Annotated in this window: 14 protein-coding genes and 1 pseudogene; 9 read left to right on the plus strand and 6 right to left on the minus strand. The window is 70.9% G+C overall.

The features are described 5' to 3' along the window. Nucleotides 1-2: 2 nt before the first annotated feature. On the minus strand, nucleotides 3-1316 hold the full coding sequence (rimO, locus tag CKO33_RS06745) for a 30S ribosomal protein S12 methylthiotransferase RimO (RefSeq protein ID WP_200180731.1): 1314 nt from the start codon (nucleotides 1314-1316) through the stop codon (nucleotides 3-5). Nucleotides 1317-1738: 422 nt separating this feature from the next. Between rimO and rpmE the strand changes: the two genes are divergently transcribed. Then, nucleotides 1739-1942: a 50S ribosomal protein L31 gene (rpmE, locus tag CKO33_RS06750; protein ID WP_090486372.1), complete on the plus strand. Its 204-nt coding sequence runs from the start codon at nucleotides 1739-1741 to the stop codon at nucleotides 1940-1942. Between the two features lie 35 nt (nucleotides 1943-1977). Beyond that, nucleotides 1978-2778 (plus strand): thermonuclease family protein, encoded by an 801-nt coding sequence (locus CKO33_RS06755; protein ID WP_200180666.1) that lies wholly within the window; start codon nucleotides 1978-1980, stop codon nucleotides 2776-2778. Nucleotides 2779-2850: 72 nt separating this feature from the next. Here CKO33_RS06755 and CKO33_RS06760 read toward each other — a convergent pair whose 3' ends face one another. Next, entirely contained in the window at nucleotides 2851-3831 is a 981-nt protein-coding gene (locus CKO33_RS06760; protein WP_200180668.1) for a malate dehydrogenase, read from the minus strand. A gap of 139 nt (nucleotides 3832-3970) precedes the next feature. Beyond that, the gene (locus tag CKO33_RS06765; protein WP_200180669.1) at nucleotides 3971-4234 is read right to left on the minus strand and encodes a DUF6489 family protein; all 264 of its coding nucleotides are present in this window, start codon (nucleotides 4232-4234) and stop codon (nucleotides 3971-3973) included. 111 nt (nucleotides 4235-4345) lie between these two features. On the opposite strand from CKO33_RS06765, the gene CKO33_RS13930 reads away from it, so the two are divergent. The 4 genes from CKO33_RS13930 (at nucleotide 4346) to CKO33_RS06785 (ending at nucleotide 8937) form a co-directional block, all read left to right on the plus strand. Then, the gene (locus CKO33_RS13930; RefSeq protein WP_200180671.1) at nucleotides 4346-5215 is read left to right on the plus strand and encodes a 5'-3' exonuclease H3TH domain-containing protein; all 870 of its coding nucleotides are present in this window, start codon (nucleotides 4346-4348) and stop codon (nucleotides 5213-5215) included. Continuing rightward, nucleotides 5205-5834, plus strand: a complete 630-nt coding sequence (locus CKO33_RS06775) for a pseudouridine synthase (protein WP_200180673.1) — start codon at nucleotides 5205-5207, stop codon at nucleotides 5832-5834. Before CKO33_RS13930 ends, CKO33_RS06775 begins: the two co-directional genes overlap by 11 nt. A 128-nt stretch (nucleotides 5835-5962) precedes the next feature. After that, nucleotides 5963-8005 (plus strand): transglycosylase SLT domain-containing protein, encoded by a 2043-nt coding sequence (locus tag CKO33_RS06780; RefSeq protein WP_200180680.1) that lies wholly within the window; start codon nucleotides 5963-5965, stop codon nucleotides 8003-8005. A gap of 44 nt (nucleotides 8006-8049) precedes the next feature. Then, complete coding sequence (locus CKO33_RS06785; protein ID WP_200180682.1) at nucleotides 8050-8937, plus strand: fructosamine kinase family protein; 888 nt, start codon at nucleotides 8050-8052, stop codon at nucleotides 8935-8937. A 49-nt stretch (nucleotides 8938-8986) separates the two neighbouring features. On the opposite strand, the gene rsmD is transcribed toward CKO33_RS06785, so the two are convergent. Genes rsmD through CKO33_RS06800 form a run of 3 tightly spaced genes read right to left on the minus strand, consistent with a single transcriptional unit; the run spans nucleotide 8987 to nucleotide 12296 of the window. Beyond that, entirely contained in the window at nucleotides 8987-9535 is a 549-nt protein-coding gene (gene rsmD / locus CKO33_RS06790; RefSeq protein WP_200180687.1) for a 16S rRNA (guanine(966)-N(2))-methyltransferase RsmD, read from the minus strand. A gap of 29 nt (nucleotides 9536-9564) precedes the next feature. After that, a complete protein-coding gene (locus tag CKO33_RS06795) occupies nucleotides 9565-10902 on the minus strand; it encodes a M16 family metallopeptidase (RefSeq protein ID WP_242472515.1) in 1338 nt (445 codons plus the stop codon). Next, on the minus strand, nucleotides 10902-12296 hold the full coding sequence (locus CKO33_RS06800) for a M16 family metallopeptidase (protein WP_242472516.1): 1395 nt from the start codon (nucleotides 12294-12296) through the stop codon (nucleotides 10902-10904). Before CKO33_RS06800 ends, CKO33_RS06795 begins: the two co-directional genes overlap by 1 nt. An 803-nt stretch (nucleotides 12297-13099) precedes the next feature. Between CKO33_RS06800 and ftsY the strand changes: the two are divergent. The 3 genes and pseudogenes from ftsY to ftsX all read left to right on the plus strand — a co-directional run. Then, nucleotides 13100-14077 (plus strand): annotated as a pseudogene (ftsY, locus tag CKO33_RS13530) (signal recognition particle-docking protein FtsY); the annotation flags it as partial. A gap of 153 nt (nucleotides 14078-14230) precedes the next feature. Further along, nucleotides 14231-14905, plus strand: a complete 675-nt coding sequence (gene ftsE, locus CKO33_RS06810; protein WP_200180693.1) for a cell division ATP-binding protein FtsE — start codon at nucleotides 14231-14233, stop codon at nucleotides 14903-14905. Further along, nucleotides 14902-15867 carry a permease-like cell division protein FtsX gene (gene ftsX, locus CKO33_RS06815; RefSeq protein ID WP_200180694.1) on the plus strand — a complete coding sequence of 322 codons (966 nt, stop codon included), beginning with the start codon at nucleotides 14902-14904 and terminating at the stop codon, nucleotides 15865-15867. The genes ftsE and ftsX overlap by 4 nt, the downstream gene beginning before the upstream one ends. Nucleotides 15868-15941 lie beyond the last annotated feature (74 nt).

Here is a 15941-nt window from a genome sequence, read left to right on the forward strand (position 1 = left end):
GACTACAGGGTACGGGCGAAGAGGTCGTGGTCGGAGCAGTCCTCCACCACCACCTCGGCCCAATCCCCCGGCTGCAGCCGGGTCCCCCCTTCCACGAACACCAGGCCATCGATCTCCGGGGCATCGGCGCTGGAGCGGGCGATGGCCGTCCCCTCCTCATCGATGGCATCCACCAGCACGGTGAGACGGCGCCCCACCCGGGCCTGCAGACGCTCCCGGCTGATCTGGGCCTGCACCTCCATGAACCGGGCCATGCGCTCCTCTTTCACGGGCCCGGGCACCGCCCCGGGGAGCGCGTTGGCCGGCGCCCCCTCCACCGGTGAATAGGTAAAGCACCCCACCCGGTCCAGGCGGGCCTCCCGCAGGAACTCCAGCAGGGTCTCGAAGTCCGCCTCCGTCTCCCCCGGGAAGCCCACGATGAAGGTGCTGCGCAGGGTCAGGTCCGGACACAGGGCCCGCCACCGCTGGATGCGCTCCAGCACCCGCTCCGCCGCGGCGGGCCGGCGCATGGCCTTGAGGATGGGGCCACTGCCATGCTGCAGGGGGATATCCAGGTAGGGCAGGATCCGCCCCTCGGCCATGAGCGGCAGCAGGGCATCCACATGGGGATAGGGATAGACATAGTGCAGCCGCACCCACACCCCCAGCTCCCCCAGGGCCGAGGCCAGGGTATGGAGATCGGTACGCAGGGGACGACCGCCCCAGAACCCCGTGCGATGCTTCACGTCCAGGCCATAGGCCCCGGAATCCTGGGCGATCACCAAAAGCTCCCGGACACCGGCCTCCACCAGCCGCTGGGCCTCGTCCATCACCTCGCCGATGGGCCGGCTCACCAGGCGGCCGCGGAAACGGGGGATGACACAGAAGCTGCACTGGTGATTGCAGCCCTCGGAGATCTTCAGATAGGCGTAGTGGTCCGGCGTCAGGCGCACCCCCTGGGGCGGCACCAGGCGCTCGAAGGGGAGATGGGGCGCCGGCAGATACCGGTGCACCGCCGTCATCACCGCCTCCAGGGCATGGGGGCCGGTCACCGCCAGGACCCCGGGATGGACCCGGCGCACCCGTTCGGCCTCCGCCCCCAGGCAACCGGTGACGATCACCCGCCCGTTCTCGGCCAGGGCCTCGCCGATGGCCTCCAGGGACTCCTCCACCGCCGCATCGATGAAACCGCAGGTGTTCACCACCACCAGATCCGCGTCCCCGTAGGTGGAGGACACGGCATAGCCCTCGGCCCGCAGGCGGGTGAGGATGCGTTCCGAATCCGACAGGGCCTTGGGGCAACCCAGGCTCACGAACCCCACCCGGGGCGGCGTCATGGCGGTGCTCACCGTGCACCACCCGGCCCCGCGGGCCGCTTCTTATGCACAGATCCGCGGCAGCCCGGAAAACAGGCGATGGGGGCTGTCAAGGGCCTGGTGCCACTTGCGTAATCATCTTTTTTATGCATTAGAAACAATCACTTGGAAGGGTGAACAAAAAATGACCGATCTGTCTCCCGGCCCGCATTCATGCGGCCCGGAGAGGAAATCCCCCACTTCATCCACAAAGTTATCCACAGGTTTTGTGGAAAAGGGGAAAAAGCCCTTGGGGCGAAGGAGGTTGCCAGCGGAATCTCAACCGGTGCGTGGATTCCCCCGCGCAAGTGGCGTCCTCACCGGGAACCGCGCTTGCCAGCACAGCGGGTTTCCAGTATATTTCTCTCCCTTTTCCAGCGCTACAGGCTTTCGAGGGTGCTTGCATGAAGCCGGAGATCCATCCCGATTACCACGAAGTGACCGTGACCTGCAGTTGCGGAAACACGATCCAGACCCGCTCGACCCACAAGGGGTCCGAACTGCACGTGGAAGTCTGTTCCGCCTGCCATCCCTTCTATACCGGGAAGCAGAAGATCGTCGACACCGCCGGCCAGGTGGACAAGTTCCGCCGCCGCTACGGGATGTGATCCCGACCGGATCCATGGCGGTCCATCGTGGTTCCATGCAAAGGGCGCTGCTGAGCAGCGCCCTTTGTCTTTGCGTCCTCCTCGCCCCGGCGGCCCAGGGGCGGGATCTGCCCCCCGGGTGCAACGCCCCCGGGGGCCTCACCCGCACGGGGGTGGTGGATCATGTCAATGACGGGGACACCGTGCGTCTGGAGGACGGCACCCGGGTACGCCTCATCGGCCTGGACACCCCGGAGATCCACTGGGGGCGGGACGAGGCCGAACCCTATGCCCGGGAGGCGCGGCGCGCCCTGGAGGAGATCCTGGACACCCACGATGACCGGGTGATTCTGCAGCCGGATACCGAGGCCCGGGACCCCCACGGCCGCACCCTGGCCCACCTGTTCACCCCCGACGGCCACCCCATCGCCGCCCTTCTCCTGGACCGCGGCCTGGCCACCGCCCTCACCATCCCCCCCAACGATCGCCACCTGGAGTGCTACCGCACGGCCGAGGCCCGGGCCCGGGCCGCCCGGGAAGGGCTCTGGTCCCTGCCCCGCCACCAGGTGTTCCAGGCGGAGGAACTCCCCCGGGACGCCACGGGATTCCGCCGGGTGGAAGGGAAGGTCACCCGCATCGGGGAGAGCCGCCGCGCCCACTGGATCAATCTGGACGAGGGCGCCGTCGCCCTGCGCATCGACAAGGCCGATATGGGATATTTTCCGGGGCTCGACCCGGAGAGCCTGGAAGGGAAGCGGGTGCAGGGGCGGGGGTCTGTCTACACCCATCGCGGCCAGCCCAGGATGCGCATCCACCATCCCGCCGACCTGGAAATCCTGGAGGACGCCGGGGACTGACCCCGGTACGCGGGGCATCGCAGCGATGCCCCGCGCCCAGCGCCCGTGCCGCCGGGGCACGGGCCGCGGCCATCAGGGCAGCAGGTGGGCCACCCCGTCCCGCTCCTCACGCAACTCCTGTTCCGTGGCCTGCATGCGCCCGCGGCTGAAGTCGTCGATCTCCAGCCCCTGCACGATCCGGTAATCGCCGCCACTGCAGGTGACGGGGAAGGAGTAGATCAGGCCCTTTTCGATGCCGTAGCTGCCATCGGAGGGGATGGCCATGCTGGTCCAGTCCCCCTCCGGCGTGCCCAGCACCCAGTCGCGCACGTGATCCACGGCGGAACTGGCGGCGGAGGCGGCGCTGGAGGCCCCCCGGGCCTTGATGATGGCCGCGCCCCGCTGCTGCACCGTGGGGATGAAGGTGGACTCGTACCAGTCCCGGGGCACCAGGTCCGCGGCGGCCTCGCCGCGCACCGTGGCCTGACTGATGTCCGGATACTGGGTGGCGGAGTGGTTGCCCCAGACGATCATGCGCCGGATCTGGGTGGTGTCCGCCCCGGTCTTTTCCGACAACTGGGCCATGGCGCGGTTGTGGTCCAGACGGGTCATGGCGGTGAAGTTGCGGGCGTCCAGATCCGGGGCGTTGCGCTGGGCGATGAGGGCGTTGGTGTTGGCGGGATTGCCCACCACCAGGACCTTCACCTCGCGGCTGGCGGCGGCGTTCAGGGCCCGGCCCTGCTCGGAGAAGATGGCGGCATTGGCCTCCAGCAGGTCCTTGCGCTCCATGCCGGGGCCCCGGGGACGCGCCCCCACCAGCAGGGCCACGTCGGCCCCCTCGAAGGCCTCCTCGGCACGGTCGGAGGTGGTGATCCCCGCCAGCAGCGGGAAGGCACAATCCTCCAGCTCCATGACCACACCGCGCAGCGCGTCCATGGCCGGGGGGATTTCCAGCAACTGCAGGATGACGGGCTGATCCTTGCCCAGCATGTCGCCGGCGGCGATGCGGAACAACAGGCTGTAGGCGATCTGGCCAGCCGCGCCGGTCACGGCGACGCGCATGGGATTGTTCATGAAGCTACCTCCGGATGATCGTTCAGGGATGGATCGACGCGGCGGAACCCTCCGCCCCGTGGCCCGGCGGGCCCGGGGCCGATTCTACCAGAGCGGGGCCGCCCTCAGGTCCGGCCGGAAGCGGCGGTTACCCGCGGAATCAACCCTCCTTGTCCCTGCCGGAGGGCCGTTCCCCCTGTGGGTTGAAGGCCTGCCAGAACAGCTTCTGGAAGGCGTCCATGCCGGCGGCGCCGCTTTGCAGCATGGGCTGCATCAGGGTCAGGGCATCGTAGCCCTGCTGCCCCTCGCGCATGCGCCGGGCCAGTTCGTCCAGCATCTCCTGCTGCAGCGGCGCCACGTCCGGCAGGCCCAGGAAGGCCCGCATCTCCTGGGGCGTGGCTTCCACCTCCACGTTGAACTTCATCTCGCCTCCCGGCCCCAAGGGGCCCGATGCATTCGATCCAGGGCCCACCGTATCAAATGCCGCGAAGATGCGCAGCGGCCGCAGCCGGATCCCATCTGTTAGACTGCCCCCGTGACCGCACCCACCTATCTCGTCGACGCCAGCATCTTCATCTTCCGGGCCTGGTTCGCCCTGCCCGGGGACATCACCAGCCGCGACGGCCATCCCGCCAACGCGGCCCACGGCTTTGCGCGTTTTGTCCACGGACTGCTGCAGGCGGAACGCCCGCAACGCATCGCCTTCGCCTTCGACGAGGGCCAGAAGGGCTCCCACCGCCACACCCTATTCCCCGATTACAAGGCCAACCGCCCGCCGGCCCCGGAGGACCTCAAGCGCCAGTTCCCCTGGTGCCGGGCCCTGGTGGAGGCCCTGGGATTGACCACCCTCTCCAGCCCCCGCTTCGAGGCGGACGACCTCATCGGCACCCTGGCGGACCGGGAACGGGAACGCGGCCGCAGCGTGACCGTGGTCACCGGCGACAAGGACCTGACCCAGCTGATCACCGCGGGGGATCACTGGTGGGACCCGCGCCATCCCCGGCGGCTGGACCCGGCGGGCGTCGAGAAGCGCCTGGGGGTGCGCCCGGAACAGGTGGCCGACCAGCTGGCCCTGGCCGGGGACAAGGTGGACAACATCCCGGGCATCCCCGGGGTGGGCATGGCCACGGCCGCGCGCCTGCTGCGCCGCGCCGGCAGCCTGCCGGCCCTGCTGGAGGACATCCCCGCCATCGGCCGCATGCCCCTGCGCGGGGCACGGCGCCTCATGACCCTGGTGGAGACCCACCAGGACACCGTGCGCCTGGCCCGGCAGCTCACCGGCATCCACTGCGAGGCCGACCTGCCCCCGGGGCTGAGCCTGGAGCGCCGCCCCGCGGATGCGGCCCAGCTGGCCGCCCTGGCCGAACACCTGGACCTGCCCGTGCCCCTGCGCCATGGCCTCTAAGGGGCATCGGGGAGGCAAACAGCGCCCCCGGCGCGCCAGGGAGCGGAAGGCCATACCGGCGGGACCGCCCCGCATCCTGCTGTTCAACAAGCCCTACGACTTCCTCACCCAGTTCACCGACGCCGCCGGGCGGCGCACCCTGGCGGACTTCATCCCCGTGCCGGGGGTCTACCCCGCCGGGCGCCTGGACCGGGACAGCGAGGGCCTGGTGGTGCTCACCGACGACGGCCGCCTGCAGGCCCGCATCACCGACCCGGCCCACGCCATGAGCAAGACCTACTGGGCCCAGGTGGAGGGCATCCCCGACGCGGCCGCCCTGGAGGCCCTGCGCCACGGGGTGGTCCTCAAGGACGGCCCCACGCGCCCCGCCGGGGCCCGCCCCATGGACCCGCCGGCCGCCCTCTGGCCCCGGGATCCCCCCATCCGGCAGCGCCGCCACATCCCCACCACCTGGCTGGAGCTCACCCTGGCGGAAGGACGCAACCGCCAGGTGCGGCGCATGACCGCCGCCGTGGGGCATCCCACCCTGCGCCTCATCCGCTACCGCGTGGGCTCCTGGACCCTGGACGGCCTGCAACCGGGCCAGTGGTACCGGGTGGGGGGCCACCCCGTCGGCTGACGGCCCGCCGCCCCTTGCGGCCCCGGGGCAAGGCTCCTAGAGTCGTATATGGACTGCCCCCACGCCAGGGTGGCAGTGTGCGCGCCCATCCCGAACCCACGCCCCGGACCCCCGGAAGGAGTCTCGTCATGCCCATCCCGGCGCGCCTGGCCGGCCTGCTGCTGACGTTCATTGCCCTGAGTCTTCCGGCCCTGGCGGCCCCCACGGATCCCGCCCCCCTGCGCGGACATTTCCTCGAGGCCGAGGCCGCGCTGGAACGGGGGGACCGGGAGTCCTTCCGCCGGCATCTGGCGGCCCTGGAGGCCTATCCCCTGCGCCCCTACCTGCTGTATGACGACCTGAACGCCCGGCTGCAGCAGGCTGAGGACAGGGAGATCCGCCGTTTCCTGGAACGCTGGGGCGACACCCCCCCGGGCCGGCGGCTACGCGCCCGCTGGCTGGCCCATCTGGCGCAGGCAGGCCGCTGGACCGCCTTCCTGGAAGACTACCGCGACGGACTGGGCACCCCCCTGGCCTGCCACCGCCATACCGCCCTCCTGCGCACCGGGCAACGCCAGGCGGCCCTGGAGGGGGTCGAGGGCCTGTGGCTGGTGGGGCATTCCCAACCCGGGGCCTGCGATGAGGTGTTCGATGCCTGGCGCGCCGCCGGACGGCTCACCCCCGACCTGGCCTGGGAACGATTCGGGCTGGCCATGAAGGCGGGACAGACCGGACTGGCCCGCTATCTCACCCGTTACCTCGCCGCGGACGACGCCCCCTGGGCACAACGCTGGCTTAAACTGCACCAGGATCCCCAGGAAATCGCCCATGCGGACTGGCGGGCGGACCTTCATCCCCGTGCCGGGGAGGTCCTGGAGGACACCCTGCGCCGACTGGCCCGGCGCGAACCCCGCCAGGCCCTGGCGGCCTGGGAGGCGGCGGATGACCACTGGGGCCTGCCCCGGCAGGCCGCCCGGGAGATGCGCCGCTACATCGCCCTGCGCCTGACCCTGCGGGAGATGGCGGATGCCCTGCCCCACCTGGAGACCCTGCCCGCCGCCGTCTTCGATGATCAGCTGCGCGCCTGGCAGACCCGGGCCGCCCTCTCGGTACAGGACTGGCAGAGCGTGGCCGAGGGCATCACGCGCATGTCCCCCGAGGCCCGGGAGGAAGCCCCCTGGCGCTACTGGCACGCCCGGGCCCTGGAACGGCTGGGGGACCGGGACAGCGCCCGCCGGCTCTATGCCCAGGTGGCCCGGGAGCGCAATTTCTACGGCTTTCTGGCCGCGGACCGCATCCAGGCCCCCTACCGCATCGGCCACCGCCCCCTGCAGGTCTCCGCCGCCCGGCTGCAGGCGGTGGCCGAACACCCGACCCTGCAGCGGGCCCTGGAACTCCACGCCCTGGGGCGGATCATCGAGGCCCGCCGCGAGTGGTACCGGCTGCAACACGCACTGCAGGGCCGGGACCTGCTGGCGGCCGCGCAGCTGGCCCATGAGCAGGGCTGGCACGACCGGGCCATCTTCGCCGTCGCCCGCGCCGGCCACTACGACGACATCGACCTGCGCTTCCCCCTGGTGCACCCGGGGCTGTTCCGGGACAAGGCCGGTGCCCAGGGCATCGACCCCGCCTGGGCCATGGCCGTGGCGCGCCAGGAGAGCGCCTTCATGGCCGACGCCCGTTCCCACGCCGGCGCCCTGGGGCTGATGCAGATCATGCCCGCCACGGGACGGGCCATGGCCCCCCATGTGGGCCTGCAGCTGGGCCATCCCTTCCGGCTCCTGGAGCCGGAGGTGAACGTGAGCATCGGCACCTACTACCTGCGGCGCAACCTGGACCGCTTCGGCGGCCATCCCATGCTCTCCACCGCCGCCTACAACGCCGGCGCGGGGCGGGTGGACCGCTGGCTGCCCGGCGACCGCCCGCTGGCCGCCGACATCTGGGCCGAACTCATCCCCTACGCGGAGACCCGCAAGTACGTGCGCCGCGTGTTCACCTACCGGGTGCTCTACGAGGTGCGCATGGGGCAGACCCCCACCACCCTGAGCAGCCTGCTCCCCCCCGTCCCCCCGGCCGACCGGCTGATGCAGTCGGCCACGGCCCAGCAGACCCGCTGGCAGGGGGACGGCGCGGACCCGGCACGCACCCCCATCTGCGACGCCCCGGGGTACACGGACCGGTCCTGCCTCTGAGGGCCGGACCCCGAACCCATCCCCTGCTGCAGCGATATCCCGGCATGACCTTCTGGCAGACCCTGAGCGAAGAGATCACCCACGCCACCGGCAGCCCCTTCACCCCGGCGGACCAGCGCACCGCCGGGGGCGGCTGCATCAACGAGGCCACGGTCCTCCAGGGCACGGATGGCAGGCGCTTCTTCGTCAAACTCAACCGCCCGGAGCTGGCGGAGATGTTCGCCGCCGAGGCCGAGGGCCTGCATGCCCTGCGCGAGCCGGGGGCCATCCGTGTCCCCGAGCCCCTGTGCCACGGCACCGCCGGCGGCAGGGCCTACCTGGTGATGGAGCATATCCCCCTGGGGGGCCCCCGGGATGCCCGCCGCTTCGGGGAAGAGCTGGCGCGGCTGCATCAGTGCACCCGGGAGCGTTTCGGCTGGCACCGGGACAACACCATCGGCAGCACACCGCAGATCAACACCTGGGAACCGGACTGGATCGCCTTCTGGCGCCGGCACCGCCTGGGATACCAGCTGGAACGGGCACGCCGCCAGGGAGGGGGCCGGGGACTGCTGCAGGCGGTGGAGGCCCTCATGGAGGTCCTCCCCGCCTTCTTCGACGGCTATACGCCCCGCCCCTCCCTGCTCCACGGGGACCTGTGGGGCGGCAACCAGGATGCCGACGCCCAGGGCAACCCGGTGATCTTCGACCCGGCGGTCTACTTCGGCGACCGGGAGGCGGACGTGGCCATGACCGAACTCTTCGGCGGCTTCGGACCGGACTTCTACGCCGCCTACGATGCCGTCTGGCCCCGGGACCCCGGCTACCGGGTACGCCGCGACCTGTACAACCTCTACCACCTGCTCAACCACTTCAACCTCTTCGGCGGTGGCTACGCCGGCCAGTCGGAACGCCTGGCGCGGCGCCTGCTGGCCGCGGCCCGGGGCGACTGACCCGCAGGTGCCTCAGGCCGCGGCGTGATGCGGGGAAGGATCGCGGCGTTCACTCCCCGTCCACGGCCACCAGCAGACCTGCCACCGCGCCCGCGCCGGTGTGGCGCAGCACGGACCAGCCCTCCGGCAGCGCCGGCGGCGCGGCATCCCCGGCATGCTCCAGATAGATCCGGGCCCCGGGACGCAGGCACCCCGGCCGGGACAGCCGGGCGATGCACCCGGGCAGGAGATCCAGGCCATAGGGGGGATCGAGAAAGACCAGGTCGAAGGCCTCATCACACCGCGCCAGATAGGCCAGGCCGTCGCCGCTCTGCACCGCCACCGTATCCTCCGCCTCCAGCTCCCGGGTCTGCTGGCGCAGGTGCTGCGCCAGGCGGCGATCCCGTTCCACCATCACCACGCGCAGCGCCCCCCGGGAGGCGGCCTCCAGACCCAGGGCCCCGGACCCGGCGAACAGGTCCAGGCACACGGCCCCGGGCAGCACCGGCTGCAGCCAGTTGAACAGGGTCTCCCGCACCCGGTCCGGGGTGGGGCGCAATCCGGGCACGGCGGCCACCGGCAGGCGGCGACCCCGCCAGCGGCCGGAGATGATGCGCACCCGGCCGGGTGCACCGCGCCGGGCCCCCTTCACGTCCCGCCCCCCACGATCACCGTCACCATGCGCTCGGGATACACCCGCCGGGCGAAGGCCCCGTTCACCTGCTCCGGGGTCAGGGCCTCCACCCTGCGGGTGAAGGTCTCCAGATAATCCAGGGGCAGGCCGTAGAAGCCGATCATGGCCACGTGGTCCAGGATGCCGGCGTTGCTGTCCAGGCGCAGGGGGAATCCCCCCACGATATTGCGCTGACTGGCCTGCAGCTGCTCCTCGTCCAGGCCATCCGCCACGAAGGCCTCGAGGGTGCGGCGCATCACCGCCACCGCCTCCCCGGCCTGATCCCCGCGGGTCTGCAGCCCCATGAGGAAGGGACCTTCCGCCGCCATGGGGATGAAATGGCTATACACGCTGTAGGCCAGACCCCGCTCGCTGCGTACCGCCTGCATCAGCCGGGAGATGAAGCCGCCCCCCCCCAGGTGGTGATTGCCCACGTACAGGGGGAAGTAATCCGCATCCCCCCGCCGCATCCCCGGCTGCCCCATGAGCACATGGGCCTGGGCCGAGGGGAAGGGGATGCGCACCGTGCGCCCCGAGTCGATGACCGGCGCCGGCGGCAGCGGCGGCGCCGGGCGCCCCTCCGGCAGGGACCGGGCGATGCGTCCGGCCACGGACCGGGCCTGCTGCGGGGACAGATCCCCCACCATGGCCAGGATGCCGTTGCGGGCCACGTAATGGCGGGCATGGAAGGCCTGCAGGTCCGCCCGGGTGATGGCCTCCAGGGCCTCCCGGGTCCCCACGGGCATGTGGCCATAGGGATGCCCCGGATAGACCGCCCGGTAGAAGGCCCGCTGCGCCACCCCCCCGGGATCCTGCTCCAGATGATCCAGGGCCACCAGGGACTGGCGCCGGACCCGCTCCAGGGCCTCCGCCCCGAAACGCGGCTGCGCCGCCACGGCGATGAAGGTCTCCAGGGCCTGATCCAGCCACTCGGAGCGGGTCAGGCTGCGCAGGGAGACCATGGCCATGTCCCGCCGGGAATCGGTCCCCAGGCGGGCCCCCACCGCGTCCAGGCGCCGGGCCACGGCATCGGCGTCCCAGCCCCCCGCGCCTTCCGTGAGCATACGGTTGGTGAGCCGGGCCAGACCGGGCCGGTCCCCGTCCCGGGCGGCCCCGGCGTCGAACACCAGGCGCAGGTCCACCATGGGCAGGTCCGGCACGTGCACGTAGTACACCCGCAGCCCGTTCTCCGTGGACCAGTGGCGGATGTCCGGATGGGCCGGCTCCGCCGCGGCCTGGGCCGCCGTCGCCAGCAGGATCAGGAACCACAGGGCACGGGCCTTGCCCTGCATGCATCGTTGCAGTGCCCCCATCAGCGCACCCCCCCTTCTGCTTCATCCCCGGCTTCATCGCCCCCACCGGATTCCAAAGGGCCCGGTTGCAGCCAGGCCACGGTGCGCCGGGAGGGCAGCAGGTATTTGCGCGCCACCGCCTGCACCTGTTCCGCGGTCACCGCCTGCACCCGCTCGGCGAAGGCCTCCCCTTCCCGCCAGGAAAGCCCGATGGACTCCAGCAGGCCGATGCGCATGGCCTGGCCATGGATGGAATCCCGGCGGTACACATCCTCGGCGATCACCTGGGCCTTCACCCGTTCCAGTTCCTGCGGCGTCGGCGGCGACGCCCGCAACTGCTCCACCATCTCCGTCAGGGCCGCCTCCACCGCCGGATGCTCCTGACCGGGAGCGGGGGTGGCCCACAGGGTGAAGAGGGTGTCCAGACGGGAGAAGGGACCGTAGCCGGCCCCGGCGGAGGCTGCCAGCGCCCGGCCACGCACCAGTTCCCGGGGGATACGGGCACTCTCGCCACCGTCCAGGATGCCCGCCGCCACCAGCAGGGCATAGGCCTCCCAGGGTTCGGCGGCGGTGGGCAGGGCCGGCACCTTATAACCCATCACCAGGTAGGGAACCCGGGCCGGGGCCTGTACGCTGATGCGCCGCTCCCCCCGCTGGGGGGTCTCCTCCCGGGGTTTGATCGCGGGCACGGGCCGGGCGGGGATGTCACCGAAATGGTCCTGGGCCATGCGGTGCACCGCGTCCGGGTCCACGTCCCCGGCCACCACCAGCAGGGCGTTGGAGGGGGTGTACCAGCGCTCATACCAGCGCCGCAGATCCGCCACCGTATAGCCCTGGATATCCGTCATCCAGCCGATCACCGGCTGGCCGTAGGGACTGTTGAACCAGGCGGTGGCCCGGAAATGCTCCCAGGTGAGGGCGTTGGGATCATCCTCGGTGCGCAGACGCCGCTCCTCGCGGATCACCTGCATCTCGCGGCGAAACTCCGCCCCGGGCAGGGTGAGATGCTGCATGCGGTCCGCCTCCAGTTCCAGGGCCTGCTCCAGATGCTCCGACGCCAGTTGCTGGTAATAGGCGGTGTAGTCGCGCCCGGTGAAGGCGTTCTCCCGGCCGCCCAGCCCGGAGATGATGCGCGAAAACTCTCCCGCCGGATGGGCCTCGGTGCCCTTGAACATCATGTGTTCCAGGGCGTGGGAGATGCCGGTGATACCGCCGTGTTCGTAGCTGGAACCCACCCGGTACCAGACCATGGAGGACACCACCGGGGCACGGTCATCGGGCCGCACCAGGATGCGCATGCCATTGTCCAGCGTGTAGGTATGTACCGGCCCCTGATCCTGTGCCGGGGCGGCCACCGGGGACAGGCCCCAGCAGACCAGCAGGCAGGCCAGCAGGAGCCCACCGCCTCTACCCAAGCCGCGGGCAACCATCGCCGCTTGCCCCCCATGCCACCGCATCCATCCGTACAACCACCCGGGTTTCATTTCTGCCGCACCTTCTCAGTGATAGGATGTCGCAACCTGATCAGCGTAGACCTCATTCCATCATGTTCGGTTTCCGAAAGAAGAAAAAGCCGGCCGAATCGGCCCCCTCCTCCACCGGGGAGACGGTCGAGGCCCTGGAGATCATCGAGCCCCCGGAGGGTATCAGGTCCAGGGAGCGGGGCAAGAGTCCCCGGGAGGTCCCGCCCGAGGCGCCCCGCGAGGCCAGGCAGACCCATGGCACGGCCACCGCCGTGCCTCCCCGGGAGCAGCCCACCGAGGCCCGCCAGCAGGCTCTGCCGGACACCACCGACAAGGGCGTCCAGCGGGCCCCGGTCCCCCCTGAAACCAAGGCACCGGAGACCAAGGCTCCGGAGACCAAGGCCCCAGAGACCAAGGCACCGGAAACCAAGGCCCCGGAAACCAGGGCTCCGGAAACCAGGGCTCCGGAAACCAAGGCCCCGGAAACCAAGGCCCCAGAGACCAAGGCCCCGGAGACCAAGGCTCCGGAAACCAGGGCACCGGAGACCAAGGCACCGGAAACCAGGGCACCGGAAACCAGGGCACCGGAAACCAGGGCTCCGGAGACCAAGGCTCCGGAGACCAAGGCACCGGAAACCAAGGCACCGGAAACCAGGGCTCCGGAAACCAGGGCTCCGGAAACCAGGGCCCCGGAAACCAAGGCCCCGGAAACCAAGGCCCCGGAGACCAGGGCTCCGGAGACCAGGGCTCCGGAGACCAGGGCTCCGGAAACCAAGGCTCCGGAGACCAAGAAACCGGAGACCGGCAAGACCGGTCTCTTTTCCCGGCTGCGCCAGGGCCTGTCCAAGACCTCCTCCACCCTCACCGAGGGCATGGCGGGCCTGGTGCTGGGCAAGAAGGCCATCGACGACGAGCTCATGGAGGAGCTGGAGACCCGGCTGCTCATGGCCGACGTGGGCATCGAGGCCACGGAACGCATCCTGGACAACCTCACCCGCCGCGTGGCGCGCAAGGAACTCAACGATGCCGAGGCCCTGGTGAAGGCCCTGGAGGGGGCCATGGTGGATGTCCTCGAACCCGTACAGAAACCCCTGGCCGTCGACCGGGACAAGAAGCCCTACGTCATCCTGGTGCTGGGCATCAACGGCTCCGGCAAGACCACCACCATCGGCAAGCTCACCCACCACCTGCGGGCCGAGGGACACTCGGTGATGCTGGCCGCCGGCGACACCTTCCGCGCCGCCGCCGTGGAGCAGCTGCAGACCTGGGGGGAGCGTAACCAGGCCCCGGTGATCGCCCAGGGCCAGGGGGCGGATTCCGCCTCGGTGATCTACGATGCCCTGGAGGCGGCCCGGGCCCGGGGCACGGATGTGCTCATCGCCGACACCGCCGGACGTCTGCACACCCAGACCAACCTCATGGACGAGCTCAGGAAGGTGAAACGGGTCATCCAGCGCCAGGATGCCGGGGCCCCCCACGAGGTGCTGCTGGTGGTGGATGCGGGCACCGGCCAGAACGCCCTCAACCAGGCGCGGGACTTCCACGAGGCCATGGGGCTCACCGGGCTGGCGGTGACCAAACTGGACGGCACCGCCAAGGGCGGCATCCTCTTCGCCATCGCCGAGCGGGTGGGGGTGCCGGTACGCTTCATCGGCGTGGGCGAGGGCATCGAGGACCTGCGGGAGTTCAACGCCGCCGACTTCGCCCGCGCCCTGCTGGGGGAACGGGAATGACCCCGTTCCCCGGCTGCGTCCCCGTGCCGGTGTGACCCGTTCCACGCAACGGCGATCCGCCCCTGTCCAGCAGGCCCCGGAGACGGGATCATGCGCCACCGGGCGCCCCACCGCCCCGGATGCCTCCCTTTCAACGGGCGACCCCAACGGCCCATGATCCAGCTGCGCAAGGTCACCAAACGCTATCCCTCCGGCCAGGAGGCCCTCTCCGGCGTCAGCCTGCGGCTGGATGCCGGGGCCATGGCCTTCCTCACCGGGCATTCCGGCGCCGGCAAGAGCACCCTGCTGCGGCTCATCGCCCTGCTGGAGCGGCCCACCCGCGGACGCCTGGTGGTGAACGGTCATGAACTGGAGACCCTGCCCCGGCGCCGGGTACCCCACTTCCGGCGGCAGATCGGCCTGGTCTTCCAGGATCACCACCTGCTGGCGGACCGCAGCGTCTTCGATAACGTGGCCCTGCCCCTGGCCATCCAGGCCTACCGCCAGCCGGAGATCGCCCGCCGCGTGCGGGCCGCCCTGGACAAGGTGGGCCTGCTGCACAAGGAACGGGCCGCACCGGACACCCTCTCCAGCGGGGAGCAGCAGCGGGTGGGCATCGCCCGGGCCGTGGTGCACAAACCGGCCATCCTGCTGGCGGACGAACCCACCGGCAATCTGGACCCGGAACTCTCCCGCGAGATCATGGAACTGTTCGTGCAGTTCAACCAGGTGGGCACCACGGTGCTGGTGGCCAGCCACGATCTGGACCTGATCTCGCGCCTGGGCAAACCCCTGGTGCGCCTGCACGAGGGTCGCCTGCAGCGGGAAATGGCGGGATCGGCGGCATGAAATCCCTGCGCCGGCGCACCCCCCGGAACCCCACCATGCACGCCCGCCTGCAGGCCTTCGGCGTGCATCACGCCCGGGCCCTGCTCTTCAGCCTGGGCAAGCTCACCCAGGCCCCCTTCTCCACGCTGCTCACCCTCATGGTGATCGCCGTGGCCTTCACCCTGCCCGCCCTGCTCTACCTGATGCTGGCCAACCTGCAGCAGGCGGCCCCGGCCTGGGAACGGGAGACCCATCTCTCCGCCTTCGTGGCGGATGCGGTGGCCGACAGCCAGTTGCCGGATCTGGCGGCGCACCTGGCCCGTCGGGGGGACGTGGCCGCCACCGAACCCATCCCCCGGGAACAGGCCCTGGAGGAATTCCGGACCCATTCCGGGCTGGGGGATGCCCTGAGCCTGCTGGAGGAGAACCCCCTGCCGGCGGTGATCCTGGTGGAACCCGCCGCCGGCGCGCGGGACCCCGGGGCCCTGCGCACCCTGGCCGGCGCCCTGGAGGCGCACCCGTCCATCACCCGGGTGCAACTGGACATGGAATGGGTGCAACGCCTCGGGGCCCTGCTGCAGACCCTGGACCGCCTGGTGGATCTCCTGGCCCTGCTGCTGGGACTGGGGGTGGCACTGGTGGTGGGCAATACCGTGCGCCTGGACATCCACAACCGCCGCCGGGAGATCGAGGTGGCCAAGCTGGTGGGGGCCACGGACGCCTTCATCCGCCGCCCCTTCCTCTACGGCGGCATGTGGATGGGGCTCGGCGGCGGCCTGCTGGCCCTGCTCACCCTGGCCGTCCTGCGCTGGTCCCTGTCCGGCCCGGTGCAGGCCCTGGCCCGGACCTACGGCGGCGGCTTCGCCCTTCGGGGCCTGCAGCCCGCAGAGGCCCTCATCCTGCTGGGCAGCGCCGCCGTCCTGGGCCTGGCCGGGGCCTGGGTCAGTGTCTTTTTCCACATCCGGGAGATCGAGCCCCGCTGAGGGGGCCTTGCCGCATGCCGGAGGCCTCCCGGGAACCCATCCGGGGGCTTAGCACTCAAAGATGCAGACTGCTA

The sequence above is a fragment of the Ectothiorhodospira mobilis genome (genome assembly GCF_016584115.1).
GTDB lineage: Bacteria > Pseudomonadota > Gammaproteobacteria > Ectothiorhodospirales > Ectothiorhodospiraceae > Ectothiorhodospira > Ectothiorhodospira mobilis.